25 protein-coding genes are annotated in these 26925 nt (G+C 59.4%); 10 read left to right on the forward strand and 15 right to left on the reverse strand.

The annotated features are described in order from the left end of the window. Positions 1-47: 47 nt before the first annotated feature. Genes KORLAC_RS06230 through KORLAC_RS06240 form a run of 3 tightly spaced genes read right to left on the reverse strand, consistent with a single transcriptional unit; the run spans position 48 to position 1418 of the window. Positions 48-668 (reverse strand): class I SAM-dependent methyltransferase, encoded by a 621-nt coding sequence (locus KORLAC_RS06230; RefSeq protein ID WP_068304464.1) that lies wholly within the window; start codon positions 666-668, stop codon positions 48-50. Further along, positions 665-1093, reverse strand: coding sequence for an SRPBCC family protein (locus KORLAC_RS06235; protein WP_068304465.1), 429 nt, complete (start codon positions 1091-1093; stop codon positions 665-667). Before KORLAC_RS06235 ends, KORLAC_RS06230 begins: the two co-directional genes overlap by 4 nt. Then, on the reverse strand, positions 1083-1418 hold the full coding sequence (locus KORLAC_RS06240) for an ArsR/SmtB family transcription factor (protein WP_068304467.1): 336 nt from the start codon (positions 1416-1418) through the stop codon (positions 1083-1085). The genes KORLAC_RS06235 and KORLAC_RS06240 overlap by 11 nt, the downstream gene beginning before the upstream one ends. Positions 1419-1571: 153 nt before the next feature. Here KORLAC_RS06240 and KORLAC_RS06245 point away from each other — a divergent pair, with 153 nt between their 5' ends. Further along, positions 1572-2015 (forward strand): SRPBCC family protein, encoded by a 444-nt coding sequence (locus tag KORLAC_RS06245; protein ID WP_068304470.1) that lies wholly within the window; start codon positions 1572-1574, stop codon positions 2013-2015. Positions 2016-2090: 75 nt separating this feature from the next. Here the strand turns inward: KORLAC_RS06245 and KORLAC_RS06250 are convergent, their stop codons facing one another. The 4 genes from KORLAC_RS06250 to KORLAC_RS06265 form a co-directional block, all read right to left on the reverse strand. Then, positions 2091-3116, reverse strand: a complete 1026-nt coding sequence (locus KORLAC_RS06250) for a 2-oxoacid:ferredoxin oxidoreductase subunit beta (protein WP_068304473.1) — start codon at positions 3114-3116, stop codon at positions 2091-2093. Positions 3117-3127: 11 nt separating this feature from the next. After that, the gene (locus tag KORLAC_RS06255) at positions 3128-4978 is read right to left on the reverse strand and encodes a 2-oxoacid:acceptor oxidoreductase subunit alpha (protein ID WP_068304475.1); all 1851 of its coding nucleotides are present in this window, start codon (positions 4976-4978) and stop codon (positions 3128-3130) included. A 180-nt stretch (positions 4979-5158) separates the two neighbouring features. Continuing rightward, entirely contained in the window at positions 5159-6511 is a 1353-nt protein-coding gene (gene gor, locus KORLAC_RS06260) for a glutathione-disulfide reductase (protein ID WP_068304477.1), read from the reverse strand. A 130-nt stretch (positions 6512-6641) separates the two neighbouring features. Further along, positions 6642-7520, reverse strand: a complete 879-nt coding sequence (locus KORLAC_RS06265) for a LysR substrate-binding domain-containing protein (protein ID WP_068304479.1) — start codon at positions 7518-7520, stop codon at positions 6642-6644. A 124-nt stretch (positions 7521-7644) separates the two neighbouring features. Here KORLAC_RS06265 and KORLAC_RS06270 point away from each other — a divergent pair, with 124 nt between their 5' ends. From KORLAC_RS06270 to KORLAC_RS06285, 4 genes are all read left to right on the forward strand, one after another. After that, positions 7645-8163 (forward strand): GNAT family N-acetyltransferase, encoded by a 519-nt coding sequence (locus KORLAC_RS06270; protein WP_068304481.1) that lies wholly within the window; start codon positions 7645-7647, stop codon positions 8161-8163. Positions 8164-8171: 8 nt separating this feature from the next. Beyond that, positions 8172-9032, forward strand: a complete 861-nt coding sequence (locus tag KORLAC_RS06275; RefSeq protein ID WP_068304483.1) for an alpha/beta hydrolase — start codon at positions 8172-8174, stop codon at positions 9030-9032. 108 nt (positions 9033-9140) lie between these two features. Further along, on the forward strand, positions 9141-9911 hold the full coding sequence (locus KORLAC_RS06280) for a 3-hydroxyacyl-CoA dehydrogenase (protein ID WP_068304485.1): 771 nt from the start codon (positions 9141-9143) through the stop codon (positions 9909-9911). A gap of 27 nt (positions 9912-9938) precedes the next feature. Next, positions 9939-11024 carry a CaiB/BaiF CoA transferase family protein gene (locus KORLAC_RS06285; RefSeq protein ID WP_068304486.1) on the forward strand — a complete coding sequence of 362 codons (1086 nt, stop codon included), beginning with the start codon at positions 9939-9941 and terminating at the stop codon, positions 11022-11024. Here the strand turns inward: KORLAC_RS06285 and KORLAC_RS06290 are convergent. From KORLAC_RS06290 to KORLAC_RS06305, 4 genes are all read right to left on the reverse strand, one after another. Continuing rightward, the gene (locus tag KORLAC_RS06290) at positions 11021-12979 is read right to left on the reverse strand and encodes a DUF748 domain-containing protein (protein WP_068304488.1); all 1959 of its coding nucleotides are present in this window, start codon (positions 12977-12979) and stop codon (positions 11021-11023) included. The two genes, KORLAC_RS06285 and KORLAC_RS06290, sit on opposite strands and share 4 nt — an antisense overlap. Before the next feature lie 84 nt (positions 12980-13063). Further along, the gene (locus KORLAC_RS06295) at positions 13064-14503 is read right to left on the reverse strand and encodes a cryptochrome/photolyase family protein (protein WP_082714531.1); all 1440 of its coding nucleotides are present in this window, start codon (positions 14501-14503) and stop codon (positions 13064-13066) included. A 41-nt stretch (positions 14504-14544) separates the two neighbouring features. Beyond that, entirely contained in the window at positions 14545-16029 is a 1485-nt protein-coding gene (locus tag KORLAC_RS06300) for a sodium:solute symporter family transporter (protein ID WP_068304490.1), read from the reverse strand. Further along, positions 16029-16577, reverse strand: coding sequence for a hypothetical protein (locus tag KORLAC_RS06305; protein ID WP_068304492.1), 549 nt, complete (start codon positions 16575-16577; stop codon positions 16029-16031). The genes KORLAC_RS06300 and KORLAC_RS06305 overlap by 1 nt, the downstream gene beginning before the upstream one ends. Before the next feature lie 249 nt (positions 16578-16826). Here KORLAC_RS06305 and KORLAC_RS06310 point away from each other — a divergent pair, with 249 nt between their 5' ends. After that, the gene (locus KORLAC_RS06310) at positions 16827-17633 is read left to right on the forward strand and encodes a trypsin-like serine protease (RefSeq protein WP_068304494.1); all 807 of its coding nucleotides are present in this window, start codon (positions 16827-16829) and stop codon (positions 17631-17633) included. A gap of 33 nt (positions 17634-17666) precedes the next feature. Here KORLAC_RS06310 and KORLAC_RS06315 read toward each other — a convergent pair whose 3' ends face one another. The 4 genes from KORLAC_RS06315 to zwf are packed head-to-tail and all read right to left on the reverse strand — an operon-like array spanning position 17667 to position 22366. Then, positions 17667-18293 carry a bifunctional 4-hydroxy-2-oxoglutarate aldolase/2-dehydro-3-deoxy-phosphogluconate aldolase gene (locus tag KORLAC_RS06315; protein WP_068304496.1) on the reverse strand — a complete coding sequence of 209 codons (627 nt, stop codon included), beginning with the start codon at positions 18291-18293 and terminating at the stop codon, positions 17667-17669. Positions 18294-18323: 30 nt separating this feature from the next. Then, positions 18324-20123 carry a phosphogluconate dehydratase gene (edd, locus tag KORLAC_RS06320; RefSeq protein WP_068304498.1) on the reverse strand — a complete coding sequence of 600 codons (1800 nt, stop codon included), beginning with the start codon at positions 20121-20123 and terminating at the stop codon, positions 18324-18326. A 39-nt stretch (positions 20124-20162) separates the two neighbouring features. Then, a complete protein-coding gene (gene pgl / locus KORLAC_RS06325) occupies positions 20163-20888 on the reverse strand; it encodes a 6-phosphogluconolactonase (RefSeq protein WP_068304500.1) in 726 nt (241 codons plus the stop codon). After that, entirely contained in the window at positions 20885-22366 is a 1482-nt protein-coding gene (gene zwf / locus KORLAC_RS06330; protein ID WP_068304502.1) for a glucose-6-phosphate dehydrogenase, read from the reverse strand. The genes pgl and zwf overlap by 4 nt, the downstream gene beginning before the upstream one ends. A 222-nt stretch (positions 22367-22588) precedes the next feature. Between zwf and KORLAC_RS06335 the strand changes: the two genes are divergently transcribed. Genes KORLAC_RS06335 through KORLAC_RS06350 form a run of 4 tightly spaced genes read left to right on the forward strand, consistent with a single transcriptional unit; the run spans position 22589 to position 26869 of the window. Then, on the forward strand, positions 22589-23323 hold the full coding sequence (locus KORLAC_RS06335; RefSeq protein ID WP_068304504.1) for a GntR family transcriptional regulator: 735 nt from the start codon (positions 22589-22591) through the stop codon (positions 23321-23323). A gap of 29 nt (positions 23324-23352) precedes the next feature. Further along, entirely contained in the window at positions 23353-24402 is a 1050-nt protein-coding gene (locus tag KORLAC_RS06340) for an SIS domain-containing protein (RefSeq protein WP_082714532.1), read from the forward strand. After that, the gene (gene nagA, locus KORLAC_RS06345) at positions 24402-25559 is read left to right on the forward strand and encodes an N-acetylglucosamine-6-phosphate deacetylase (protein ID WP_068304505.1); all 1158 of its coding nucleotides are present in this window, start codon (positions 24402-24404) and stop codon (positions 25557-25559) included. Before KORLAC_RS06340 ends, nagA begins: the two co-directional genes overlap by 1 nt. A gap of 14 nt (positions 25560-25573) precedes the next feature. Next, on the forward strand, positions 25574-26869 hold the full coding sequence (locus KORLAC_RS06350) for a sugar MFS transporter (protein ID WP_068304507.1): 1296 nt from the start codon (positions 25574-25576) through the stop codon (positions 26867-26869). Positions 26870-26925: the final 56 nt, after the last annotated feature.

Here is a 26925-nt window from a genome sequence, read left to right on the forward strand (position 1 = left end):
ACAATACTTAATTCCCCGGTTTTATAATGACCTGCCTCAGACGACCTCTAGTCCGCCTTCTTGCGCACAAGGAAGCAGGCAAAGGCCTGCGTACTGCCCCACGGGGTTGTATGTTCTTCGAAACACTCGTTCACGAGCTCATAACCATCCCCCAGCAAATCCATCAGGCGCGCGGCGTCATATTGCCGGACCGGCAGGCCGCTGCATTTCTCGGGCCCGCCCACAGCAAAGGTTGCGATGATGGCGTGACCACCGGGCTTGAGGTGGGCGTCAAGCGCGCCTCGGTAGCGCGCGCGGTCGTCGGCACTGGTCAGGAAATGCAGCACTGCCCGGTCATGCCACAGGTCCACCTTGTGCCCGAGGGACAAGCGGGTCACGTCACCGGGGATGAACTTTACAGCCGCTGCCCGCGCACCCAGCCGGTCGCGGGTATGGGCCAGGGCAGAGGCCGCCAGGTCCACCAGTGTCAGGTTCTTGAAGCCGCAATCCAGCAGGCGGTCCACCAGCACCGATGCCCCCGCGCCCACATCCACGATGGCAGCATCCTCCGGCAGGTGCAGGCCATCGATCAGGCCAAGCGACAGAGCCGGGTCCACCTGATACCAGGACACCGCGTTTGGGGTCTTGGTCTCATAAACATGCTGCCAATGTTGTTCGCGTGAGGTCATGCGGCCAAATACTTCTCAAGACTGTCGAGGCACATATTCCAGCCATTATCGTGACTGGTGCGTGATTCCTCGTTCGGGAAGTGGGTGTGCATGAGCGTCATTTCCGTGCGGTTAGGCGACAGTTCGCGAAACGTCAGCTCAACGATGCTGTCAGTCGCAATATGGCTGTTCCAGGTAAAGACAATGCGGTTATAGCGATTGATTTCCCGATATTCGCCATGCATGTGGGGCTCCGAATTCTCCATATGCATGGTCAGCGACCACTTGCCGCCCACCGTGAAGCTGCTCTCAACCGTGCTGGGCTTCACAGCCTTCTGGTCTGCAAAGAACCAGGCCGACATGATCGTGGGCCTGGACCAGGCATCAAACAGCTGCCGCTTCCCACACGGCATCACGCGCTTCAGCACCAAAGGGTCATTCGTCATCGCTGCCTGCCTCCTTCAAATAGCGTTCCAGCTCATTCAACCGGCCCGACCAGAAGCGCGCATGCATCGCCACATAGCCTGCCACCTGCTTCCAGGCATCGAAGTTCATGTGGCAATAGACCACACGCCCCTGTCGCGACTTATAGAGAAGCCCAGCGGCTTCCAGGACCGCGATATTCTTTGACGCTGCGCTGGCCTTCAGCCCGGCTTCCTCCGCCAGCATACTGACCGGCTTCGGGCTTTCCGCGAGCATCTCCAGCATCAACCGACGGCGGCGGTCAGCAAGTGCATGAAAAAGCGTGTCGAGCTGTTTTTCATTTTCCATATATGGAAAATATAATAAATTTTATATTCAATCAATTTATAAAAGCATTATTTTTCAATATTTTATATGATTTATATATTTTCCAATTTTTTCTTTTTACTACATGATTGGGCGCTAGACTCTGGTGGCAGATGATCGCAACAGGAGGATTTTATGGCGAATATCTGTTTAACGTTTGGTACCGAGGCGCGGCAAGACACACTTGCCAACGCCGTCCGCACCCTGCCCGGCCTTGCCACCTGGTGGACCGATGGCACCAGCGGTGACCCGGATGCGGGCGGCGAAATCGCCTTTCGTTTCGGTGAAGCCGGCGGTTTTGACATGCGGGTCAAGGAAAGTAACGACCACAGTGTGGTGTGGGAATGCACCGGCGGCCCGGACGAATGGCTGGGCACGGACGTGGAGTTTAAAATTCAGGATGAAGGCACCCACCGCCAGTTGATGTTCCGGCACACGGACTGGGAAGCGGAAACGCCCTTCTTCCATCACTGCTCTATGAAATGGGCGACATTTCTGTTGAGCCTGAAGGCCTATGTGGAAACCGGCAAAGGTCGCCCGTTCCCCAATGACCTGAAAATCGAAGCCACCGGTATGTAGAGAAAACCTGGCATGTAGACGTAAAAAAAGCCCGGCCAACCAGCCGGGCTTTTCCTTTTCCAGCGCGGGGCTGGCTTATTTCACTTCCCAGGTCTGGCCTGCATACATCAGGTCCTTCAGAGTCGATTTGCCCTTCACGGCTTCAACCTGTCCCAGCACCGCGTCGGTATAGCTGTGGTCAGCCTGCTGGGCATACAGCACACCCATGGCAACCGGCTCGCCCGGGTTCGCACCCAGTTCGCCCAGCATCTGGGCCATGCGGCGGTTGGTTTCGTCGTGGGTCAGGATATCATCTTCCGTGAAGCCGTTCTCGCCGATCACAACAACCTCAAGGCTGAAGGTGTCCAGGTTGAAGCGGATACCCTTGTTGCGCTCAGCGCCGAAGATCATCTTCTCGCCGTGTTCCACCAGAAGCTGGCGCTCTGGCGCCGCCTTCTTCTCGGTGATGTCAGACCAGGCACTGTCGTTATAGACGATACAGTTCTGCAGGATCTCAACAAAGGACGCGCCCTTGAAGTCATGCGCGCGGGTAAACACGCCCGGCATATGCTTCTGCGCCGTATCCACCGTGCGGGCAATAAAACGCGCACCCGAACCGAGCGCGAAGCTGATCGGGTTCAGGGACGGGTCCACAGAGCCTGTTGGCGTCGACGGCGAGCGTGTGCCCACGTCAGACGTTGGCGAATACTGGCCCTTGGTCAGGCCGTAAATCTTGTTGTTGAACAGCAGGATGTTCAGGTCCACATCGCGGCGAAGCGCGTGCAAGAGGTGGTTACCACCAATCGACAGGCCATCACCGTCACCGGTGACAACCCACACATCCAGATCAGGGTTCGCAAGCTTCAGGCCCGTGGCAATCGCCGGCGCACGGCCGTGGATTGTGTGGAACCCGTATGTGTTCATATAGTAAGGGAAGCGGCTGGAGCAGCCGATGCCCGATACAAACACCGTGTTTTCGCGGGTAACGCCCATCTCCGGCAGCGTACGCTGCATGCACTTGAGGATCGCATAGTCACCACAGCCAGGGCACCAACGCACTTCCTGGTCGCTGGTGAAATCCTTGATGGTGAGCTTCTCTTTGGGGGTGCTAAGTTCGTTCATGGCACCTACTCCTACACAGCCAGCTCAGCGCGGATCGCGTCCAGGATTTCCTGGATCTTGAACGGCTGACCTGAAACTTTATTGAACGGCTTGGCGTCGATTAGATACTTGTCGCGCAGCACGGTCTTCAGCTGGCCCGCATTCATTTCCGGCACCAGTATTTTATCATATCCCTTAAGGAGCGTCTCCAGATTCCGTGGGAACGGGCTGATGTAGCGGATATGGATATGGCTGACGTTCAAGCCATCAGCGCGCGCGGCCTTCACCGCTTCGGAGATCGGACCGTAAGTCGACCCCCAGCCCACAACTGCGAGCGTGCCGGTTTCCTCACCCTGGTCCACGTCCTGAAGCGGAATGTCATTTGCGATGCCTTCAACCTTGGCATGGCGCAGGTCCGTCATCTTCTGGTGGTTTTCCGGGTCATAGCTAATATGGCCGGACTTATAGTCTTTCTCGATCCCGCCGATACGGTGCTCGGTGCCCGACACACCCGGCTTCGGCCAGTGGCGCGCCAGCGTTTGCTCATTGCGCACGAACGGGCTGAATTCTTCTTCGCCCTCAGGCGCCTTGGCGAACTCAACCTTGAACGGCTCAAGCGCGTCCAGGTCTGGCAGCTTCCAGGGCTCTGCGGCGTTGGCGATAAAGCCGTCGGTCAGCAGCATCACAGGCGTCATATATTTGACAGCCAGGCGGCAGGCCTCGATGGCAGTCTCGAAACAGTCACCGGGGGACCGGGTGGCGATCACCGGCAGTGGTGCATCGCCGTTGCGGCCATACACGGCCTGGTAAAGGTCAGATTGCTCTGTCTTCGTTGGCAGGCCGGTGGATGGGCCACCCCGCTGGCTGTTGATCACAACAACCGGCAGTTCCGTGGAAATCGCGAGGCCCAGCGCTTCGCCCTTGAGCGCGATACCCGGACCGCTTGAGCTGGTAACACCCAGCGCCCCGCCATAGGAGGCGCCAATGGCGGCACAGATGGCGGCAATCTCGTCTTCCGCCTGGAAGGTCACGATGCCCTGCTCTTTCATGGTGGAAAGCGCGTGCAGGATCGGTGATGCCGGCGTGATCGGGTAGGACCCCAGCACGATATCAAGGCCTGCAAGCTCACCGGCCGCGGCAATACCCCAGCTGAGCGCCTGGCTACCGGTAACGGTTTTATACGTGCCCGGCTCGCTATGTACGGTGCCAATCTGGTAGCGCTTGAACGTGGCTGACAGTTCAGCGGTCTCCCCAAAGGCGTGACCGGCATTGAGGGCCGCAACGTTGGCGGCTGCCACATCCGGCAGCTTGGCGAATTTCTTCTCAAGCCAGCTGATGACAGGCTCGCGCTTGCGGCTGAACATCCACAGCATCAGCCCGAGCGTCCACATGTTCTTACACCTGAGCGCTTCCTTGTTGCCAAGGCCCATGTCCTTGACGGCTTCAAGCGTCATCTTGGAAATATCAAGCTCGATCACCTGATAAGTATCAAACTCATGGCTGCCGATCGGGTTTTCTTCATAGCCGGCCTTCTGCAGGTTCCGCTTGTTGAAGGTGCCGGTATCGACAACCAAGAGGCCACCGGGGCGCAAGTTCATCAGGTTCACCTTCAGGGCCGCCGGGTTCATGGCCACCAGAACGTCGGGGCGGTCGCCCACGGTCTTGATCGCCTTGGCGCCAAAGTTGATCTGGAACGCCGACACGCCGAAGGTGGTACCAACGGGTGCGCGGATTTCAGCCGGAAAGTCCGGGAAGGTGGAAAGGTCGCTGCCCGAAAGCGCGGTGGATGTTGTGAACTGGCTGCCGGTAAGCTGCATACCGTCACCGCTGTCGCCCGCGAAACGGACAACCGCAGATTCCAGAACCTGAACGTCAGAAGCCATCTAACTTATTCCTCTGTCACGCAGACCTTCGCTCAATTTGGCCCGCTGTCAATACTCGCATATATATGCGCGCAACCAATACACCGCTTCAAGCCCTAAGGCGACGTAATTTTTCTATCATCAGGATGAAAACGATCTATTGTGAGAATTTTATTCTACAATAATTTCGAAATCACCCGATTAATCTGCCCTTGGCGTCCGCATCAGGACAAATTCTTCCGCACTGGATGGATGCACCGCAACCGTGGCGTCGAACTGGGCTTTTGTCAGCCCTGCTTTCACAGCAATTCCGACACCCTGAATGATTTCGGCGGCATCCATGCCAATCATGTGCGCACCAACCACTTTGTCCGTTGCTTTGTCAACGATCAATTTGGTGTATGCGCGCTCTGTCGCACCCCCCAGCGTATGTTTCATCGGCCGGAAGTCTGATTGATATATATCGATTTCGCCAAAAGTCTCGCGCGCCTGTTGTTCCGTCATGCCCGCAGTGCCAATCGGCGGCTGGCTGAAAACGGCACTTGGTATAGCGTCATGCTCTGGCGAGGTGGGCGTACCGCCAAAGACCGTCAGGGCAAAGGCATGGCCTTCCTTGATCGCCACCGGCGTCAGCTGCACCCGGTCGGTCACGTCACCCACTGCATAAATGCTGTCCACCGACGTCTTGCCGTAGGCGTCCACCTTGACGGCGCCGTTCTTGTCGAGCGTCACGCCCGCGTCCTCGAGTCCCAGCCCTTTGGTGTTGGGCGTGCGTCCGGTGGCGTACATCACAGCGTCCGCGTCAAGCGTGCTACCGTCCGTCAGCGTCAGGCGCACACCGACGTCTGTTTTCTCGATATTGGTCACATTGATATTGGTGCGCAGGTCCACGCCCTTCTTGCGCATCTCGTCCGCCAACCGGTTTCTGAGATCATCATCAAAGCCGCGCAGAATCTGTTCGCTGCGATACAGCTGGATCACCTCAGACCCCATGCCGTGGAAGATGCCCGCGAACTCAACCGCGATATAGCCGCCACCCACAATCACGATCTTCTTAGGAAATTTTTCCAAATGCAGCGCTTCGTTGGAAGTGATGGCATGCTCGATCCCGGGCACATCCGGCATCTGCGGCCAGCCACCCACCGCCACCAGGATGGTTTTGGCTGTGTAGGTTTTGTCACCAACCCGAACCTCATTGGGGCCTGTCACTACGGCGCGGCCATCAATGATCTCCACACCGGCATTCGACAGCGTCTGGATATAGAGGCCGTTCAGCCGGTCGATCTCGGCGTCCTTGCGGTCGATCAGCGCGTTCCAGTCGAAACTGGTTTCGCCCACCGTCCAGCCGTAGCCTTTGGCGGCTTCGAAATCCTCGGAAAAATGGGAAGCATAGACCAGAAGCTTTTTGGGCACGCAGCCGCGGATCACGCAGGTGCCGCCCACACGGAACTCTTCCGCCACGGCCACACGGGCGCCAAAACCCGCCGCGATACGGCTCGCGCGCACACCGCCTGAGCCCGCGCCGATTACAAAAAGATCATAGTCGAATGTCATACATGCCTCCGGCCCCTGGGGCCCAATACTTGAAATGCTTTCTGGCAATATGGGCACCTGCCACAGGAATCCAAGGCAAAGCACCGGTGCGGGGCATCACAATAATATGATCATGCCCAAGGTCCAGCGCTTATTCGGCTGCCACTTTCGCCGACACCCAGTCAATGAATGTGCCGATCTGGTCAGCGTTGTGACTGCTGGTCCGGTGATGCAGATAATATTGTCCCCATGGCAGGGAATAGCCAAGCTCCCTGAGCGGCACCAGCTTTCCTTCCGCCATCAGGCTGCCCGCCACGAAATCGTTCGATAGCGCGATGCCGTGCCCAGCCACCGCCGCGCGCGTCGACAAGAGCGCCAGGTTGAAATGCCGGATATCGGGTGCCGCTGGCGTGCGAATACCCTGATGCTGCATCCACAGCGTCCAATCGGCGCCCTCCTCAGTGCTGTAAAGCGGATACTTGAGAAGGGATGCCGGATCAGCCTTGTTGAGTTGTTCGTAAAGATCAGGCGCGCAGACCGGATACCAACTGTCATCCCTGAGCTTTTGCGAGACAAATCCCTCGGGCGCAGGCCAGGCACCAACCAATATGTCATAGTCTGACGCCTCAAACGTGGTAGCCATCACAAAGGTGTCCAGACGGGTATCGATCTCCGGGAACAGCGCATTGAATTCATGCAGGCGCGGCACCAGCCACTCGGACGCCAGCGAGGTCTGGGCCATTAGCTTCAGCGTCGTGCGGTCCTTGCCCACCAGATGGTCCGTCACCGACGCCATGCGCTTGAAGCAGTCGCCAAGCACGGAATAGAAAGTATCGCCCTCATAGGTCAGCGACACATGCTTGCCGCTTCGGGTCAGGAGTTTCTTGCCCAGGAATTCTTCAAGGGCGCGCACCTGATGGCTGACAGCGCTCTGTGTCACGCACAATTCATCGGCCGCGCGGCTGAAGCTAAGGTGGCGGGCAGTGGCTTCAAAAGCCTGCATGGCTTTCAGGGGTGGCAAGCGGTTCATTGGCAACCTCAATAGTGAATAGAACTCATACTAAAGTGAATTACTATCATTTAACTTAATAGGAAAGGCTTCCTACAGTCGCAAACACAAGAACCCATCCGTAAATCGGCAGCGAGGATAATTTATGAGTAGCCCGACTTATGCCATCGAAACCGAGCGCCTGCGCCTCCGAGAGGCCACGTTGAATGACGCAGACTTGGCCCTGCAAATCTATAACAGCCCCGGCTTCATCGAATTCGTGGGCGACCGCGGCCTGCGTACGACTGACGACGCCAAGGCCTATCTGGAAAAGAATCTGCTGGGCAGCTACGCGAAAAATGGATTCGGCCTTTATATCGTGGAACTGAAGGCAAGCGGCGAACCTGTCGGCATGTGCGGCCTGGTGGACCGACCCGGCCTCGATGCGCCGGACATTGGCTTCACCTTCCTGCCCGACCATATGCGCATGGGCTACGGCTATGAGTCTGCCGCCGCCGTGCTGGACTATGGCCGAAACAAACTGGGCATGACCCGCATCCTCGCGATCGTTGATCCGAAAAACGCCAAATCCATCGGCCTGATCGAAAAGCTGGGCATGGTATTCGACCGCAAAATCCAACTGCCGGGCGACGACGAGCGCATCAGCCAATACACCACCATATAGGAGCAAGCATGCCCCGCTTTATCACCTGCTGGCGCACGATTGCCTGCCTGGTTTGCCTGCTGTTGGCTGTGCCGTCGCAGGCAGAACAGACCGTACAACACGACCCGGTCGTCATTGGGCACGGCTTTGACCTGCAAACCAAGGTCCTTGGCCAGACCCGCCGGATCAACGTCTATCTGCCACCCAGCTATGAAGGCGGAGACAAGGCTTATCCAGTTCTCTATATGCCCGATGGTGGTGTACGTGAGGACTTTATCCATATCGCTGGCATTGCATCCCTTGCTGCAGATTACCGGAAGATCCGGGAGTTCATTCTAGTCGGTGTTGAGAATATCGATCGCTATCATGACCTGTTGCCGCCATCCGCGACGGAAATCGAATTCGATCGCCTCAAGACGGCAGGTGGCAGCGACGCTTTCCGCACCTTCCTGAAGGACGAGTTGATCCCTTATGTGAATGACCATTACCGGACAACCAGCGAACGCGCCCTTATGGGCGAATCCGCCGCCGGCCTTTTTGTTCTGGAGACATTCCTGAAAGATCCCGCCCTGTTCAGCGGCTATGTCGCGGTCAGCCCGTCCTTGTGGTGGGACGACCAGGCGCTGGCAAAAGAAGCTCCGGCGCTCATCCGCGCGAACCCGGCGCCCAAGGGCACGCACCTGTTCCTGACCATTGGCAACGAAGGTCAGTTTGGTGCAGAAGGCGCGGCCATGCGGGAGGGCACTGACATGCTGGCTGAAGCGCTCCGGGCGGCTAATCCCAAAGGCCTCAACTGGACGTACGCGCCCATGGAACAGGAAAGTCACGGCACCATTTTCCACCCGGCGGCTCTCAAGGCCATCCGGCGGATTTTTGCCACGCCCGAGTAAAAACCTGTCTCCAAACCTGACGGGCCTTGCTGTACGATTTCGAGCGCTTGATTTCGCATGTGCGAGGCCTTATGCTGCACCGCAACATTTCAGGTTTGGAGATTTCAGATGGAATTTAAGGGTAAAACCGCGATTGTGACAGGCGGTGCGTCCGGCCTTGGTCGCGCGACAGTGGAATATTTTGTATCCAAGGGCGCCAACGCCGTGATCCTCGATCTCAATGACGAGATGGGCCATGAGCTGGCGGGCAAGCTGGGCGACGCAGCCACCTACGTGAAAACAGACGTCACCAGCGAAGACGATGTGGCGAATGCTATTGCCACAGCCAAAAGCACCTACGGCAGCGTTGATATCGCCGTCAACTGTGCCGGCATCGGCACCCCGCAAAAGGTGCTGGACCGCGAAGGCAACCGGTATGGTATGGCGCACTTCAATAAGGTGATCGCCATCAACCTGATCGGCAGCTTCAACGTACTGGCACAAGCTGCAGAGGCCATGCAGCATAACGAGCCGGGCGAAGACGGCGAACGCGGCGTGATCATCAACACAGCCTCTGTTGCAGCATACGAGGGCCAGATCGGCCAGGCGGCATACTCAGCCTCCAAGGGCGGCATCGTTGGCATGACGCTGCCGACCGCGCGCGAGTTCGCCCGCCAGGGTGTACGCGTGATGACCATCGCACCAGGCTTCATCCACACGCCACTGTTTGACGGCCTGCCCGAAGCAGCGGTCGAGAGCCTGACGAACCAGGTGGTCTTCCCCAAGCGCCTCGGCAAGCCACAGGAATATGCCAAACTGGCTGGTCATATCGTGGAAAACACCTATCTCAATGGGGAAGTGATCCGCATGGACGCCGCTGCACGGATGGCGCCGAAGTAAGCGGGAGACAATATCAAGGGGGACAATATGGGGCCATTAGCTGGCGTACGCATTCTGGAACTTGTTGGCATCGGGCCCGGCCCGTTTGCTGGCATGATGCTCGCGGACATGGGCGCGGAGGTGATCGCCATCGACCGCCCCGGCACCTCCCCCCTCGACATGAAGGGCGATATCAACCGGCGCGGCAAGCGTTCGATTGCCCTTGACCTTAAAAGCGAGGAAGACCGCAAGATCTTCCTCGCACTCGCGGGAACAGCCGACGCGCTGTTTGAAGGCTTCCGCCCCGGTGTGATGGAAAAACTGGGCCTCGGGCCAGATGAAGTCCTGAAGGCCAACCCCAAGATCGTCTATGGTCGCATGACCGGCTGGGGCCAAACCGGACCGCTGGCGCACACAGCGGGCCACGACATCAATTATATCGCGCTGTCTGGCGCCCTGCATGCCATGGGGCCAAAAGACGGGCCACCCACTGCACCGCTCAACCTTGTGGGCGACTATGGCGGCGGCGGCATGATGCTGGCGTTCGGCCTTGTGTGCGGCATCCTTGAGGCCCGCACGTCGGGCAAGGGGCAGGCCATTGATGTCAGCATGGTTGAGGGCTCCTCGGCGCTGATGAGCATCTTCCACACGCTAATGGCCAACTACCGCTGGGCGCCCGCGCGCGGCATCAACCTGCTGGACGGCGGCGCGCATTTCTACGGCACGTTTGAAACCAAGGATGGCAAGTATGCGAGCCTCGGCGCCATTGAGCCCCAGTTCATGCAGGTGTTTATCGAGCGTGCTGGCCTTGACGAGAGCTGGATGCAGAAGCACCTGAACCCGGGCGAGTGGCCCGCCCTGAAGGAAGAGCTGACGGCGCTGTTCAAGACCAAGACGCTGGACGAGTGGACCGACCTTCTGGGCGGCACGGATGCCTGCTATGCCCCTATCCTGCCCTTCTGGGAAGCGCATGAGCACCCGCATAATGTGGCGCGCGAAAGCTTCATTGAAGTGGACGGCACACGCCAGCCCGCGCCAACACCGAAATTTTCCCGCACGGCACCCGAAGTGCGCCACGGCCCAATCACCAAAGACGCGGACCGCGAGGCCCTCCTCAAGGAACTGGGGCTCTAGTCTTTCAGAAGTTCAAGCCGGACAATGGGTTTCTTGCCGTCCGGCATCTCCATCAGGGGCAGCACCACCTTTTCCAGTCGCCGCGGCGCAATACCTTCGGCGATCAGATATTGATACACCGCGTCCGCGCGCATATTGGCCAACTTGGTCAGTCCCTGCTGGTTGATGGGGGCCTCGCCTTCTACGGGCACCGCAGGCGCCAGATCAAGCCCTGGCACTGCAACGCCATCAATCTGCAGGCGCACTTTGGGACGCTCCTGAAGCGCCTTGGCCAAAGCCGTCAGCCGGGCTTTTTCAAGCGCCGCAAGCTCGGCACTTGATGGGTCAAACCGCACCTTGTCCAGGTCGATATCATCTTTCTTGCCGCCGGGGATCAGTTTGCCGATCAGGCGGAAAGGCGTAGTAATCAAGTTACCGACAAACTTGTTGGTTGCCTGGCGCACAAGGCCGTCCACCCGGAAAGTGGGGTCAAGATATTCACCGTCCACCGGGATTTCCATCGCTACCCGACTGCCCTTATCCTCCAAAAGGTTAAAGGCCCTCTTGAGCGGGATTTCCTCGCCCTCATACGCCGGGTTCCTGTCGCCCCACTCCCAACGGTCAAACAGAAAGCTGTTGGTGCCGTCCAACTGGCCATCCTCGATATAATAATCGAACTGCAGATAGGCTTCGCCTGCGCTGCTGGCACGGCCAAGCGTGCGGTAGAGGTAAGGCTTCAAGACGGCATGATCCAGCTTGTTGATCTCAAGGGTGAAGGACGCGCTCATGGTGTCGCGGGCTTCAATATAGCCTGCCGTGCGCACAGGGCTGTTCTGGCCCAGATAACCATCGCCCTGGAAACTGAAGGCAAGCGTATCCGCGAGGCGGAAGTCCATGACGATGGCGCCAACGCCGTCAATGGTCACAACAGGCGGTGTGTCGAAGGTCTGGTCTTCGAACACCAGCTTGCCGCCGCTCAGAAGCGCCTGCCGGATTTCAAGCGCAACACCGTCTGTTTCGCCCTCGGCCTCAGCTACACTGTCAGGCCTCGTTGCTCGCACCATCTCTGCCACGCCGCCGCCCAGCGTCAGGCTGTCCACCGACACCTGGTCACGGGCGCGGTCATAGTCGAACCCGGCAGCGCTGGCGTAAGGCACCTGCACCCTGCGCACCAGACTGTCGGTTGTGGTGGCTGCAAAGTCCGACACATCGAAGTCACCCTGAACGCGCAGGTCGTCCGTGAAAGTCAAGGTCGCCGGCCCGGTCACCTGACCACCCGTTACCGTCAGGTCATCCAGCGGAATGAAGCCCATGATGGCCTTGAGCGGCACCCGACTGAGCTCCAGATGCAGCTTTGCAGACAGGGGCGCGCGGCCAATCTCGCCAGTCGCAGTCACCTTGCCGCCGCCGAGCGCAAAGCCGAACTCCTTGAAGCTGATGGCGTAGCCCTCAGCCGTCGCGAACCCGTCCAGCGCCAAGTCCAGCGGCCCAACGGCAATCTCATGCCCCGCATGGTTCTTGAGCGCCAGCTGAAGCTCCTTGGCAGCCAACTTGTCGATGCGAATATTGGGGCCCTTGCCCGCGCTCGCGCCTTCGGGCGGCCGCAGCATGGCTTCAAGGGAGGTACGGCCGTCCTCGGCGATTGCCATCTGGAGCGCCGGCATGTCCAGCACAACGGACTGCAGATGCAGCTGGCCAGACCACAGGGTGCGCCATGAGATATTGATATGCGCCGCATCCATCTTCAGGACCGGCTTGCCCGTACTGTCAGTAATATCGAGGTCCCGCACCAGAAGCGTCAGGCTAACCGGGTTGAAGGCCACATGGCTGAAGGCCAGCGTGCCGTCCACGCGTTCGGCGAACACCACACGCACCTTTTTCTGCACGTACCAGGGCACGACAAAAGGTGACGCGAGGACGTAAATCCCGGTCAAAACGAGAAAGATGACGATGAATCGCCGCAAGAATTTTGGCATAGAGCTCCCGATACTTCAGGTTTGCCATTCATATATGGGAAGCTTGGCCCCAGACGCAATAAAAGGCAAAAAATGCGGCGGTTTTTAGGCTTGCTTCTTGATGCTCTGGAGTGCCGCCAGCGCCCGTTCGCGGCAGGCTTTACGGTCCAGGACCGGCTCAGGATATGTCGCCCCCAGGCTGACGCCCGCCATTTTCAGGACACCTTCAGGCGCCTCGAACGGCTTGTGGATATAATCGTTCGGCATATCGGCAAGCTCGGGCACATAGGTGCGGATATAATCCCCGTCCGGGTCAAACTTTTCGCCCTGGGTGATCGGGTTGAAGATGCGGAAATAAGGCGCGGCATCGGCCCCGCAGCCGGCCACCCACTGCCAACTGGCCGCATTATTGGCCAGGTCCGCGTCCACCAGCGTATCCCAGAACCAGTCTTCGCCCGTACGCCAGTGCCACAGCATATCCTTGACCAGGAAGGACGCCACAATCATGCGCACCCGGTTGTGCATCCAGCCGGTCTGCCAAAGCTGGCGCATGCCCGCGTCCACAATGGGAAAGCCGGTGCGCCCCTTCTGCCAGGCTACCACCATATCATCCACGCCTTCGCGCCAAGGAAAGTCTTCGAACTGTGCCTTCAACGGCCTGACCGGCAGCGTGGGGTTATGGAACAACAGGTGCTTTGAGAATTCGCGCCAGCCTAGTTCGCGCAGGAACCAGTCGGCGCCTTTGCGGTCTTGCGCTTCTGTCATCATATGCAGCTGGGCTTCGGCCCAAATGCGGCGCGGACTGATTTCACCGTGGGCCAGATAGGGCGACAGGCGCGAGGTGGCCTCCACGCCCGGCACATCACGCATGGCCTTATAGTCGCGCGCGGCCTCCGTCAGAAACTTTGCCAACCTGTCCTGCGCCGCGTCTTCGCCCGGCACCCAGGTGGCGGCGATGGGTTTGACCCAGTGCGCGGGCCTGGGGTCCAGCTTCAACTCCGTGATATCCTGGCTTTCGGGCCAGTTGTCCGGCGCGGGGACTTGGTCAGGCGCCCCGAGCGGCGGGGACCCGTCAATCAGTTCCACTGCCCGACGCCAGAAAGGCGAGAAGACCTCATAGATGCCGCCTGTTTTGGTGCGTACATCCTCGGGCTCCAGCAAGAGGTTGCCGGTGAAGCGGCGGCAATCGGTGTCATGGGCACTACACAACTGGTGGATCTGTTCCTGCGCGCGGCGACCCATCGGGCTGTAGGCTCGGGTCATATAAACGGCACTCACTTCGCCCAACAGGCTTTCAACAATGTCGGCTGTATCGCCCGCACGCAGGATCAGCCTGCTGCCCCTTGCTTCCAGGCTTGTGGCCAGTCGGATGAGACTGTCCTTCAGCCACCAGCGCCGCGCACCGCCCAGCTTCCAGTCACCCGCCCCGGCATCATCCAGAATAAACATTGGAATCACACCAGCACCAGACGAGCACGCAGACACCAGCGCCGGATGGTCATCCAGGCGAAGTGTGCCGTTCATCAGCAGAAGAATAGGCTTCACGTGTCTATCACTCCAAAAACCGTGGCTTTCGGAGTTGTACGCTAAAGGTCCATCACCCGATCAATATCTTTCGGCAGCGGCTTCTGTTTTTCCATCATCGACACCACAATGAACAGGATCATGGACGTCAGCATGGCCAGGAAACCGCCGGACATCTTGTAAGGGATTTCAATCTGCCAAAGCTGGATGGCAAAATTGATCGCGAGCGACGAGGCAATCGCCACAATTGCCCCGCGGGCCGAGGCCCCCTTCCAGTTGAGGCCAATCAGCACCACCGGCACCAATGCCGCCGCGAACGTACCCCAGCCGAAGGCCCCCAATAGCCCCACAAGCTTGTCCGAATAAAGCGCGATGGATGCGGCCACGATGGAGAGTACAATCGTGGCCGTGCGCGCCCAAAAGAGTTCATTGTTGAGCGACCGACCCCGGATGGCCTTGGGGATATCGTGGATGATGGCCGCCGCGCCAATATTGAGGAACCCATCTGCTGTGGACATGATGGCGGCGAAAAGCCCGGCGAACACGATGCCCGCCAGAAGCGGATGCGCGTAGGTCGACAGGAATACCGGCGCAGCCTCGTCCGCCGCGCCAAGCGGCAACGCGATATCGCCGATCACCAGCGCCCGCATGATCACGCCGATGGACACCCACAGCATGGCCGCCACCACATAACCAAGCACGGTCATGGGCAGGATGATCCGGTTGTCCGCCAGGTTACGGTTCATCATCATCTTGGTTGCCACATGGGGTTGGCCAGCGAGACCAAGGCCAAACAGGAAATACCAGCTGAGGGACGCCATGGTCCCCAGCGTGCCGAACGGCATGATGTCATCGCCATCGTTCGCCAGCATAATGCTGGATGCTTCCGCGAAGCCGCCATCGAAAACGCTGGCCGCCGTGATCACCACCAGGGCACCTGCGACAATCATCACAATGCCCTGCACAAGGTCGGTGTAGACCGAGGCCAATATCCCGCCGGTGACGCAGTAGAAGATCAGCACGGCCGAGGAAACCACCACGCTTGCAAGCAAGCTGATGTCCGCGAACATCTCGGTCGCCGACAGGATCGACTGCAGCACCAGCGCCATCGCCAGAATCTGTGTCGCCAGATAGCCGAGCACGCCAAGGAGGATGGTGCCGGCTGTCAATAGACGGGCTGTTTCGCTTCCGTAACGAGCGAACACCACGTCCGGCAGGCTCATGGTATCACGCACTTCCGCGACCATGCGGATGCGCTTGGCCACCAGGTAGAAGCCGGTGGCATAGCCAAGTGCCGAACACACCGCCATCCAGATGGACGACATGCCCGTGGCATAGACAAGGCCCGGGCCGCCAACAAAGCCGAAGCCCGAAAGCGTGCTTGAGAAGACCGCGAGGCTGACAACCACAGGCCCCAGCCCGCGCCCGGCGACGAAAAAGTCCCCGGCAGATTTGGTGCGGCGCATGGCCCAGATACCGACCCAGATACACAGGCCCATATAGGCGGCCACACAGCTCAGAATGATTGGTTGGCGAAGCTCTTCCATTATGCGTCGCCTCCCTCGGCCTTGATTTCATCCATCAGGTCGTTGAAGGCCTGTTCGTCCTCCGGCGGCAGGAAATAGCGCCGGAAGAAGATCACATAGAAGAGATCAAAGGCGGCGAAGCTGCCCCAGATGCCCCAGAACATCCAGTTGGTAGGCGTCGGGAACCCCATGAAAACAGTTGTTTTGCCGCTGGTGACCCAGAGCTCATACGTCAGGAACAGGGCAACCCAGGAAAAGATGGCGAAGCCGATACCCAAAAGGAAAAACAACCTGAGCCGATGGTCACGCCGGTGCGCTGCCACCCCCATGTAAAGCAACACGCCCGACAGCAGGATCACCGCAATCTGGAAATAGAAAGGGGCGCTGCCCAGCGCTTCAAGCGTAAGCCCCGCATCACCCCCCACAGAAAGGCCGGCGATGGTCTCATGCGGCACGCCTGTAGCACCCGCAGGCGGTTCGCTCAGGAGCACGAAGGCGGTGATGCCGGCAATCACCAGCAACAGCGCAAGAACGACGTGAATCGGCTGAACCGAATTCAGAAACTTCATGGGCGGCCTCCCCTCCGCTTATGCCGCGCGGCGACCGCCGTGCGTGTTGGCTGCGAGCCTAGTGGGCTTTCGCCCAAGCGGTCAAGAGGCCATGGTCACTTTTTTCAACATTTGTTGAAAAAAGTGTTTCTATCAGATGCGCAATTGATCACCTCTTGCTCATCGAAGGGGTTGCGGACCTAACTTGCAGTGGGTACCGTCCCCATCGCTGCCGCGCAAAGGACAGCAAATCGATCGATGGGGAAAACTATGAAATACACCGTATGCCTTGCGGCCGCGCTTGTTATGGCCCTCGGCACAATTGCAAACGCCGAAGTCCGGCGCCATGACAAGCCTGCAGAGGCCTATCAACCAGAAGAGGCGCCCGGCTATCTCGTGGACATGCGCCATGAGGGTAGCGGCATCCTGGTGGCTCCAAACTGGGTGCTCTCGGTGGCCCACAATATTTTCTACGACTATCATGGCAAAACGCTGACCATCGGCGACAAAGACTATGTGATACAGAAGCTGGTGTTTCACCCGAACTGGCAGGAAATGCCGCCAGAACTCGGACAAGGCGACGCAGCACCCTTGATGACATTTCTGGCCGGTCGCACCGACCTTGTCCTGATCAAACTATCAGAGAGCGTCGAAGGGCCTGAACCAATTGCCATCTATAACGGCAATGACGAAGTCGCCCATGAAATCACCGTCTACGGCAAAGGAGCCAAAGGCGACGGCATCACAGGCGAACAAATGGAAACCAAGCCCGCCAGGCGCCTGGGATATTTCCGCAATGTGGTTGATAAGGCAGATGAAAGCTGGCTGTATTTTGACTTTGACCGGCCAGGAGCAGACGCACTGGAACTTGAAGGCACAACCGGTTCTGGCGACAGTGGCGGGCCCTCGGTTGTCGTGATTGACGGCAAACCATACGCTTTCGGCCTCTCAAGCTGGCGCTGGTATGAAGGCGATTTGGCGAACTTCAAAGGCGGCGTGTACGGTATGACGTCGGTGCAGCAGCGCCTTTCCCGATACAGGGACTGGATCGAAGCCACTATCAAGGCAGACGAATAGCAAAAGGCGGGGCGGCCAATGCCGCCCAACTGCTTAGTGCGCGATCACGGCCGTGCGCGCCAGCTCCCGCACCACATCCAGGTGGATCTTGCCGTCGCGGCCGCGTGGGGTAATCCAGCTGCCACCCACTGTGGCCACGTTTTTAAGCGCGCGATATTCAGGTGCTGTGTCGGCGGAAATGCCACCGGTCGGGCAGAAGGTCAGGTCCGGCAACACACTGCCAACAGCCTTCAGGAAACCGGGGCCGCCCGAAAGCGACGCCGGGAAGAATTTGAGCTCTGAAAAACCCCATTCGCGCGCCTGCATGGCTTCACTGAGCGTCGCAACGCCCGGCAGGAAGGCCCAGTCAAGGGCCTTCACGGTCTTGGCAAGTTCTTCTGTAAGCCCCGGGCTGACCCCGAACTCTGCACCCGCATCCATGGCTTTCTTGGCCAGGTCCGGCGTGATCACCGTGCCCGCGCCCACAATGGCGTCCGCCGGCAGGTCCTTCCGGACCGCCGCGATGGCCTCAAGTGCTGTGGGGTGGCGAAGCGTGATCTCCAGAACCTTCAGGCCCTCCTCGAAAATCACGCGGCATACATCCACCGCTTCCTCAGCGCTTTCAAACGCCAGCACTGGAATAACCGGGGAGGTTTCAAGAACTTTCAATACATCTGTCATGGTTTCGACCCTCAGGGGAGTGATGAAAAATTAAATGAACGATCCGCCCTGGCCCGCCGGGCCAACGATGCCGCGAACGCCTGCGAACAGGTTACGTCCGAATGTGTCCGGCACAGTGGGGCCGCTTGACGGCGTGCGGGCATCAAATTCAGCCTCGCCCACCAATACCAGCAGCTCACCTGTTGTTGCGTCAACGCGGACGATATCGCCGTCTTTCACGCGGGCGATCGCGCCGCCGCTTGCGGCCTCCGGCGTCACGTGGATGGCGGCAGGCACCTTGCCCGACGCACCGGACATGCGCCCGTCTGTCACCAGCGCCACCTTGAAGCCCTTGTCCTGAAGCACACCCAAGCTTGGCGTCAATTTGTGCAGTTCCGGCATGCCGTTGGCCTTGGGCCCCTGATAGCGGATGACGGCAACGAAATCTTTCTCAAGCTCGCCCGCCTTGTAGGCGGTCAAAAGGTCGTCCTGGTCCTCGAACACCACGGCAGGCGCTTCAACAATAAGATGCCGGTCCTTGATGGCGGAGGTTTTCATCACCGCTTCACCCAGCGTGCCCTTGAAGACCGTCAGGCCGCCATGGTGCTGGAACGGGTTGTCGATCTTCCTGAGGATCATGTCGTCGCCCGGCTCATCAGGGGACAGGCGCCATACAGCCTGGTTTTCAACCAGCGCCGGCATTTCGCCGAAGGGTTCAAGCCCCTCACCCAGAATGGTGTGGACATTTTCGTTGAGCAGACCACCTGCCAGCAGTTCCTTGATCACGAACGGTGTGCCGCCCGCATCCTGGAAGGCGTTCACGTCAGCCGTGCCGTTCGGGTAGACCCGCGCCAAAAGCGGCACGACTTCTGAAAGATCAGAGAAATCCTGCCAATTGACGATGTAACCCGCAGCAGCGGCGATCGCGACGATATGCAGCGTGTGGTTGGTGGACCCGCCGGTGGCCAGAAGACCGACAATGCCGTTTACCACGGCTTCGGCGGTGACCATTTCGGCGAGGCCGATATTATTCTTTGCTTCCGCGAGCCTGACCACCTGTTTGGCCGCTGCGGCGTCTAGCTTTTCACGGAGCCCATCGCCCGGGTTAACAAAACTACTGCCCGGCAGCTGCAGGCCCATCATCTCAAGCATCATCTGGTTGGTGTTGGCGGTGCCATAGAAAGTGCAGGTGCCGGGGCTGTGGTAGGCTCGGCTTTCGCTTTGCAGCAGCTCCTTCTTGCCCACTTCGCCGCTGGCGAACTGTTGGCGTACTTTGGCCTTCTCGCTGTTGGAGATACCAGTGGGCATGGGCCCCGCGGGCACAAACACGAACGGCAGATGGCCAAACGCCAGCGCGCCGATCAACAGCCCCGGTACGATCTTGTCGCAGATACCAAACAGCAGACCGCCATCGAACACATTGTGGCACATGGCGATGCCGGTGGCCTGCGCGATCACGTCGCGGCTAAAGAGCGACATTTCCATGCCCGGTTGACCCTGGGTGACGCCGTCACACATGGCCGGTACGCCGCCCGCCATCTGGGCCACGCCGCCTGCCTGAATCACCGCGTCTTTCACCTGGTCCAGTTTCTGGTGATAGGGCTGGTGGGCCGAAAGCATATCGTTATAGGCGCTGACGATGCCTATATTGACCATACCCTCTTCCATCAGCTTCTGCTTGTCGGCTTCCGAGCAGGCCGCAATGGCGTGGGCCAAGTTGCCGCAACTGAGGTGCGGGCGCGCCGGACCAGCATCCCGCATGGCCTTCACGCGCGCTTCGTAAGTGGCCCGCGTGTCTTTTGACCGCGCCTTGATGCGTTCGGTTACTTCAAGAAGCTTTGGATGGGTCATGATAGACTCCCGTGGGTAAAAGTGGGGCTGCCCGAAACGTCAGGGCGCCCAGTAAACTGTGATTGCGACATTCTCTGCCAGGCGGGCGATCGGCAGGTGGGTATCCACTTCAAGCGCGCGCTCAAGTACCGCTTTTTTCTCATCGCCCGTGATCATCAGCACCACATGCGGCGCCTTGGCAATCGCGGCGGCAGAGATGCTCATGCGGTCAACTTCCTCGCCCGTCACATCGCTCTTTTTCGCGGTCAGGGCCACGCATGTCTTGTCGCCCGTGATGTCCAGCGCGGCTTCAAGCCCTTCCGCGTCCGGGAAGAAAGACGCCGTATGGCCGTCTGACCCCAACCCCAGAAGCACGCTGTCGAACGGCTGCTTCACCTGGGCGTAGCGTTCATTCACCGCAACCACCGCATCAAACGGCGTATCATGCGGGGTTTTCATGCCAATGAACATGGCCTCCGCGGCTTCGCCTTTCTGAAGCGCGCCGCGCATGAAGGCCTCGTTCGAGCGTGGGTGGTCAGTGTCCACCCAGCGCTCGTCAACCAGCGCCACCTGAATGTTTTCCCAGTCGATCTCGGCCTCACTCATGGCCTCAAACAAAGGCTTGGGCGTAGACCCGCCTGACACCGCCCAACTGGCGGTGCCGCGTTTCCTGATACCGCGCATCAGCGCTTCGCAGCAGGCTTCCGTCAATTCGTCAACCATCTGCTCGCGCGTCTCAAAGGTGCGCCATTCAATTTTGTGGGCCTCTGTCATCGCGTCGCTCACTTGCCGCTTCGCTTGCCGCTGGTTTCATGGAACCATTCGCGGCGATCGCGGGTCATCAGGTCATGGGCTTCATATGGCCCCCAGGTCCCGGCCTGATAGCTTTCAGGCGGCTCGGCAGATGCTTCCCAGTGGCCGATGATCCGGTCCACCCAGCGCCAGGCGTGCTCTACCTCATCGCGGTGCACAAACAGGCTCTGGTCACCGCGCACAGCATCCAGGATCAGGCGCAGATACGGCCCAAGTCGCAGATGATCGTCGCCTGTCACGTCCAGGTTCATCTCCACTTCCTTCAGCTTCTCGTCGGCGGAAGAGTGGTTTTTCACCATCATCCGAAGCGCCAGATGGTCTTCCGGCTGCATGCGGATAATAAAACGGTTGGGGCTGATATTGGTTCCCCAGCCCGGGTGCGGCGAATGCGGGATCTGCTTGAACTGGATCACAATTTCGGCGAACCGGTCCGGCAGGCGCTTACCGGTGCGCAGGTAAAAGGGCACCCCGGCCCAGCGCCAGTTCTCAATGTGCGCTTTCAGGGCCACGAAGGTCTCGGTGTTGGACGGGCTCTCGAGCTCCACGTCCTCGGCGTAACCGGGCACAGCCTCGCCGAACATGGCGCCAGACTGATACTGGCCGCGCACCACATTGCGGTCGATGTCCGCGCCCTCAAGCTTCTTGAGCGACTTCAGGACCTTCAGCTTCTCCTCGCGGATGCTGTCGGCTTCCAGCCGGGCTGGCGGCTCCATCGCCACAAGACACAGCAGCTGCAGCAAATGGTTCTGCACCATGTCGCGCATGGCACCCGTGCCTTCATAAAAGCCCTTGCGGCCCTGAACGCCCTGGTTTTCCGCAATGGTGATCTGGATATGGTCGATGGTGCGGCCACTCCAGAGTTCCTCGAACAGGATATTGGAGAAACGAAGCGCCAGAAGGTTCTGCACCGCTTCCTTACCCAGATAGTGGTCAATCCGGAAGGTCTGGTTTTCCGGGAAGAAACGCCCGACATCCTCATTGATCGCCCGGGCGCTCTCAAGGTCATGGCCCAGCGGCTTTTCAAGCACGACGCGAGCGCGCGGGCCGTTAAGCCCATAGGCGCCCAACAGCTCACAGGTACTGGTGAACAGGCTTGGGGGTATTGCCAGGAAATGCACCAGCGGACGGGTTTCGTCGTCGGTTTTCAGCGCGTCCTTCAGCGCTTCCCAGTCCGCGCCACCGTCAACCAGGCCAAGCTCTATGACCCGAACCATGCCTGCGAATTCCTTGAGCGACTTGGCGTCCATCTCGCACGCTGGGGGCGTTTCCTTGAACACATCCTTCAGCCATGGCTCGGTGCTGCCATCAAGACCCTTCCGACTGGTCAGATAGATGCGACTGTCTTTCGACACGCGCCCCGCCACAAAACCGGAATAGAGAGCCGGCAGCAGCTTCCTCCGCGACAGGTCGCCGCCACCACCGAAAATGACCAAATCGAACACATCTTGCATGGTTTTCTTCCCAAAAATTACTTGCCTCGGACCCTACGCTCAATTGACAGCGGTGTCAAATTCAAAAGACAATTCATTGGTACTGTTATTTTTATCATTATATTTCAATTAATTAGTAAATTTATAAGTATCTAAATACATTTTTGGTATTTAATTGGTATTATATCTATGATACCACAGAGGCCAGACGCAAGCCCACCAGCCTTCAGGGAACAAGACCGCATGCAGCTTTCAGACGTTATCGGCAAACTGGACACTTCAACGGCGCTGCCCAAGTATCAGCAGCTGTCGCGCGCGATTGAGCGCGCCATCGAGCAGGGCGCCCTGCCGAAGGGGGATGCGCTCCCGGCCGAACGGGATATCGCCACCGATATGGCGGTGTCCCGAATCACAGTCAGGAAAGCGCTGGACGGCCTGGTGGAAAACGGCCTTCTTGACCGCAGGCGCGGCGCAGGCACCTTCATTGCCGGCCGGGTTGAAAAGCCCTTCTCGCGCCTATCCAGCTTCTCGGAAGACATGGCGGGTCGCGGCTGGAAAGCCCGCAGCGAATGGATCGACCGCTCACAAGGCATCATCACCCCTGAGGAAAGCCTGAGCCTCGGCCTCGGCCCCGGCACCAAGGTACACCGCTTTACCCGCATCCGCTATGCCGACGACACGCCCATGGCGCTGGAGACCGCCATCGTGCCCTCCTTCGCGCTGGCGGGTGCCGGACCGGTGGAAGGGTCCCTTTATACGGCGCTTGAAGAAACAGGCTGCCGCCCAGTGCGCGCGTTACAGCGCCTGCGCGCCGTCAAGTTCAACACAGAGCAAGCAGCCCGGTTAGGCGTTTCGGAAGGCGACGCCGGGCTCTTTATCGAACGCCGCGGTTTCCTGGCTAACGGGACAACCGTGGAACTGACGCAATCCTATTACCGCGGCGACGCCTATGACTTTGTCGCTGAACTGCATGCGTGAGGCACGCCGTGAGTAAGGAGTATGAAGACATGACCACCATGACAAAACTGCTGCCAGAGGACACGTTGATGTTCTCAGAGGCCGGCAGCGCCAGCGCTGTTGTCCAGAAACAACTGACGGAAAATACCCTGATCGCGAAAGAGCTGGGCAAAAAGCTTCGCAGCCTCAAACCTTCCGCAGTCGTGACCTGCGCGCGCGGCAGCTCAGACCACGCGGCGACCTACGCCAAATATGTGATCGAGACCAAAGCCGGGCTTTTGGTCTCTAGCGCCGCACCAAGCGTGAGCTCGGTTTACGCCGCCAAGCAAATGCTGGAGGGCACGCTTTTTATTGCCATCAGCCAGTCAGGCGCCAGTCCTGACCTGGTGCGCACCGCTGATGCCGCACGGCAGGCGGGCGCCTTTGTGGTGGCGATTGTCAATGTAACCAGCTCGCCGCTTGCCGCCATCGCGGACGTGGTGCTGCCAATGCATGCGGGGCCGGAGAAAAGCGTGGCGGCCACCAAAACCTATATCGCCAGCCTGACAGCGATCCTGCAACTGGTGGCGCACTGGACGGAAGACTGTGAGCTTCTGACCGCGCTTGAGACCCTGCCGCTGAACCTGAGCGCCGCATGGGCGTGCGACTGGGCACCGGCTGCCGCGAAGCTGTTGGACGCCAGAAACTTCTTTGTCGTTGGCCGGGGCGTGGGCTTTGGCGTGGCGCAAGAAGCCGCGCTCAAGTTCAAGGAAACCTGTGGCCTGCACGCGGAAGCCTATTCGGCCGCCGAAGTGAAGCACGGCCCGATGGCCATTGTGAATGCGGGCTTCCCGGTGCTGGTGATGAGCCAAAGCGATGAGACGCGCGACGGCATTCAGGACCTTGTGAAGGATTTCGCCGCGCGCGACGCCGTGGTGATGACAGCCGGTGCGGGGCTTGAAGGCGGCATCAGCCTGCCTGTGGTCAGGGGCGCGCATGCCTTCATCGAACCGATCCTGATGATCCAGAGCTTCTACCGCATGGCCAACGGCCTGTCGGTCGCGCGCGGATACCACCCGGACGAGCCCCCGCACCTCAATAAAGTGACGGAGACCGTGTGATGCGAACCGCGCTCAAGGGCGGCGATATCCTGGTCTCGAACCTGTGGCACAAGGGCGCCACGGCACTCATTGAGAACGGCCGCATTCTGGCTGTCCTCATGCCGGGCGAACCGTTTGATGCCGTCGAGATAGTTGACATCACCGGGCACAAGCTGGTGCCCGGTTTTATCGACACCCAGGTAAACGGTGGCGGTGGTGTGTTGCTGAATGATGCGCCAACGGTTGAGGGCATCCGCAAAATCGCCGAAGCCCACCGCGCCTATGGCACCACGAGCATGCTGCCCACCCTGATCAGCGATGATCTGAATGTCGTGGCCAAGGCGATTGAGGCCGTGGACGCAGCGATTGAGGCGGGCGTACCGGGCATCATCGGCATCCATATCGAAGGCCCGTTCCTGAGCGGCGCGCGCAAGGGCATCCATAATGCCGACAAATTCCGCACGCTGGACGCGGACGCCGTCAAGCTGCTTTCCAGCCTCAAGTTTGGGAAGACGTTGGTGACGCTGGCGCCCGAATGCACGACACCAGACTTGGTCGCGCGCCTTGTGGACGCGGGCGTGATTGTGGCCGCCGGGCACACGGCGGCGAGCTATGAGGAAACCATGGCCGCGATCAAAGCAGGCCTCACGGGCTTCACCCACCTTCATAACGCCATGACGCCGATGACAAGCCGCGCGCCGGGTGTGGTGGGGGCGGCGCTCGACAGCCGCATGACGTTCGCGGGGCTGATCGCTGACGGCTTCCATGTACACGGCGCCAGCCTGCGCACGGCCCTTTATGCCAAGGGCGCCGACCAGCTGATGCTGGTGACCGACGCCATGCCCAGCGTGGGGGCGGCAAATAAGAATTTCACCCTGCAGGGGCTGCCGATCACAGTCGAGAACGGCCGCTGCACGGGGCCAGACGGCACGCTGGCAGGGTCTGACCTTGATATGGCGTCAGCCGTGCGCAACGCCGTGGCACTGATGGGGGTGCCACTCGATACGGCTGTACGCATGGCATCAAGGAGCCCCGCCCGCTTTCTGGGGCTGGAGCATGAGATAGGGGACATCCGCGCAGGCATGAGGGCCGACCTATGCGTGCTGGATGGGGAAGACCAGGTCACAGAGGTCTGGATCAACGGTGAGGCCTTCGCAGGCATCGCCCAAAAGGGATAGTTTTGGAGGAACAAATGGTGGATACAACAATGCCGGCGGGCGGACACCGCAGCAGCCTGATACCGATGATCATCATCGGCGTGCTGTTCTTTATTTTCGGGTTTGTGACCTGGCTGAACGGGTCCCTGATCCCGTTCCTCAAGATCATCTGTGACCTGAACGAATTTCAGGCGCTGTTCGTCACCTTCGCCTTCTATATCGCCTATACGGTGATGGCTTACCCGATGGCCAAGGTGCTGGAAAAAACCGGCTACCGCAACGGTATGGCCCTGGGGCTAGCAATCATGGTGGTGGGCGTGCTGCTGTTCATTCCGGCGGCCAAAACCAGCTATTATCTGTTCTTCCTGATCGGACTTTTCGTGCTGGGCACAGGCCTCACGATCCTGCAGACGGCATCGAACCCCTATGTGGTGATGGTGGGCCCGAAGGAAAGCGCCGCCATGCGCATTTCCATCATGGGGCTGATCAACAAGGGCGCGGGCGTTGTGGCGCCGATTGTGTTCACAGCCCTTGTGCTGTCTGACCTTGCCGACCCCGAAACCATCACGACGGCAGCGGAGAAGCAGGCGCTGGCGGACAAATTGGTGATGCCCTACATCTATATGGCCGTGGGCCTGACGGCGCTGATCGGGCTGGTAAAATTCTCCAACCTGCCGCATATCGACCCCGAAGAGGAAGTGACCGAAGGTGAGGACGAAAAGTCCAGCATCCTCGCGTTCCCACAAGTGATCCTGGGGGCCGTCGGGCTGTTCGCCTATGTGGGCGTGGAGGTGATCGCAGGCGACACCATCGGCCTCTTTGGCTCAAACATCGGGGTCGCCAACTTCGCCAGCCTCACCAGCTACACGATGGTGTGCATGGTGATTGGCTATATCATCGGCGTGACCTGCATCCCGAAATTCATCAGCCAGCAGCAAGCCCTTCTGGGCTCCGCCGTCGCGGGCATGCTGTGTGTCCTCGGCGCGGTCTTGAGCTCAACGGACTCGACCGCCATCGCGGACGTGCTGATCGGCTGGACGGGTGTACCCACCGTGCCGAATGCAGTGATGTTCGTCGCCCTCATGGGCCTCGCGCATGCGCTGGTGTGGCCCGCCCTGTGGCCGCTGGCGCTCGACGGCCTTGGCAAGTTCACGGCGCAGGGGTCTGCGCTTCTGATCATGGGCATCGCGGGCGGTGCTGTCTTGCCGCTCGCGTTCGGCAAGCTGGCCCACAGCATGGGCGACATGCAGGCGGCCTACTGGATCGGCCTGCCCTGTTATCTCTACATTCTCTTCTATGCCCTAAAGGGCCACAAGATGCGCAGCTGGTAAAAGAACGACAGCGGGATTGATTTATTCATTTCCCAAACACGAAGGCCGCGGCATCT

The sequence above is a fragment of the Kordiimonas lacus genome (assembly GCF_001550055.1).
Taxonomy (GTDB): domain Bacteria; phylum Pseudomonadota; class Alphaproteobacteria; order Sphingomonadales; family Kordiimonadaceae; genus Kordiimonas; species Kordiimonas lacus.

Bases quoted from the DNA above. Each gene is read 5' to 3' on its own strand.
- KORLAC_RS06230 (WP_068304464.1), bottom strand. From the start codon at position 668: ATGACCTCACGCGAACAACATTGGCAGCATGTTTATGAGACCAAGACC.
- KORLAC_RS06235 (WP_068304465.1), bottom strand. From the start codon at position 1,093: ATGACGAATGACCCTTTGGTGCTGAAGCGCGTGATGCCGTGTGGGAAG.
- KORLAC_RS06240 (WP_068304467.1), bottom strand. From the start codon at position 1,418: ATGGAAAATGAAAAACAGCTCGACACGCTTTTTCATGCACTTGCTGAC.
- KORLAC_RS06245 (WP_068304470.1), top strand. From the start codon at position 1,572: ATGGCGAATATCTGTTTAACGTTTGGTACCGAGGCGCGGCAAGACACA.
- KORLAC_RS06250 (WP_068304473.1), bottom strand. From the start codon at position 3,116: ATGAACGAACTTAGCACCCCCAAAGAGAAGCTCACCATCAAGGATTTC.
- KORLAC_RS06255 (WP_068304475.1), bottom strand. From the start codon at position 4,978: ATGGCTTCTGACGTTCAGGTTCTGGAATCTGCGGTTGTCCGTTTCGCG.
- gor (WP_068304477.1), bottom strand. From the start codon at position 6,511: ATGACATTCGACTATGATCTTTTTGTAATCGGCGCGGGCTCAGGCGGT.
- KORLAC_RS06265 (WP_068304479.1), bottom strand. From the start codon at position 7,520: ATGAACCGCTTGCCACCCCTGAAAGCCATGCAGGCTTTTGAAGCCACT.
- KORLAC_RS06270 (WP_068304481.1), top strand. From the start codon at position 7,645: ATGAGTAGCCCGACTTATGCCATCGAAACCGAGCGCCTGCGCCTCCGA.
- KORLAC_RS06275 (WP_068304483.1), top strand. From the start codon at position 8,172: ATGCCCCGCTTTATCACCTGCTGGCGCACGATTGCCTGCCTGGTTTGC.
- KORLAC_RS06280 (WP_068304485.1), top strand. From the start codon at position 9,141: ATGGAATTTAAGGGTAAAACCGCGATTGTGACAGGCGGTGCGTCCGGC.
- KORLAC_RS06285 (WP_068304486.1), top strand. From the start codon at position 9,939: ATGGGGCCATTAGCTGGCGTACGCATTCTGGAACTTGTTGGCATCGGG.
- KORLAC_RS06290 (WP_068304488.1), bottom strand. From the start codon at position 12,979: ATGCCAAAATTCTTGCGGCGATTCATCGTCATCTTTCTCGTTTTGACC.
- KORLAC_RS06300 (WP_068304490.1), bottom strand. From the start codon at position 16,029: ATGGAAGAGCTTCGCCAACCAATCATTCTGAGCTGTGTGGCCGCCTAT.
- KORLAC_RS06305 (WP_068304492.1), bottom strand. From the start codon at position 16,577: ATGAAGTTTCTGAATTCGGTTCAGCCGATTCACGTCGTTCTTGCGCTG.
- KORLAC_RS06310 (WP_068304494.1), top strand. From the start codon at position 16,827: ATGAAATACACCGTATGCCTTGCGGCCGCGCTTGTTATGGCCCTCGGC.
- KORLAC_RS06315 (WP_068304496.1), bottom strand. From the start codon at position 18,293: ATGACAGATGTATTGAAAGTTCTTGAAACCTCCCCGGTTATTCCAGTG.
- edd (WP_068304498.1), bottom strand. From the start codon at position 20,123: ATGACCCATCCAAAGCTTCTTGAAGTAACCGAACGCATCAAGGCGCGG.
- zwf (WP_068304502.1), bottom strand. From the start codon at position 22,366: ATGCAAGATGTGTTCGATTTGGTCATTTTCGGTGGTGGCGGCGACCTG.
- KORLAC_RS06335 (WP_068304504.1), top strand. From the start codon at position 22,589: ATGCAGCTTTCAGACGTTATCGGCAAACTGGACACTTCAACGGCGCTG.
- KORLAC_RS06340 (WP_082714532.1), top strand. From the start codon at position 23,353: ATGACCACCATGACAAAACTGCTGCCAGAGGACACGTTGATGTTCTCA.
- nagA (WP_068304505.1), top strand. From the start codon at position 24,402: ATGCGAACCGCGCTCAAGGGCGGCGATATCCTGGTCTCGAACCTGTGG.
- KORLAC_RS06350 (WP_068304507.1), top strand. From the start codon at position 25,574: ATGGTGGATACAACAATGCCGGCGGGCGGACACCGCAGCAGCCTGATA.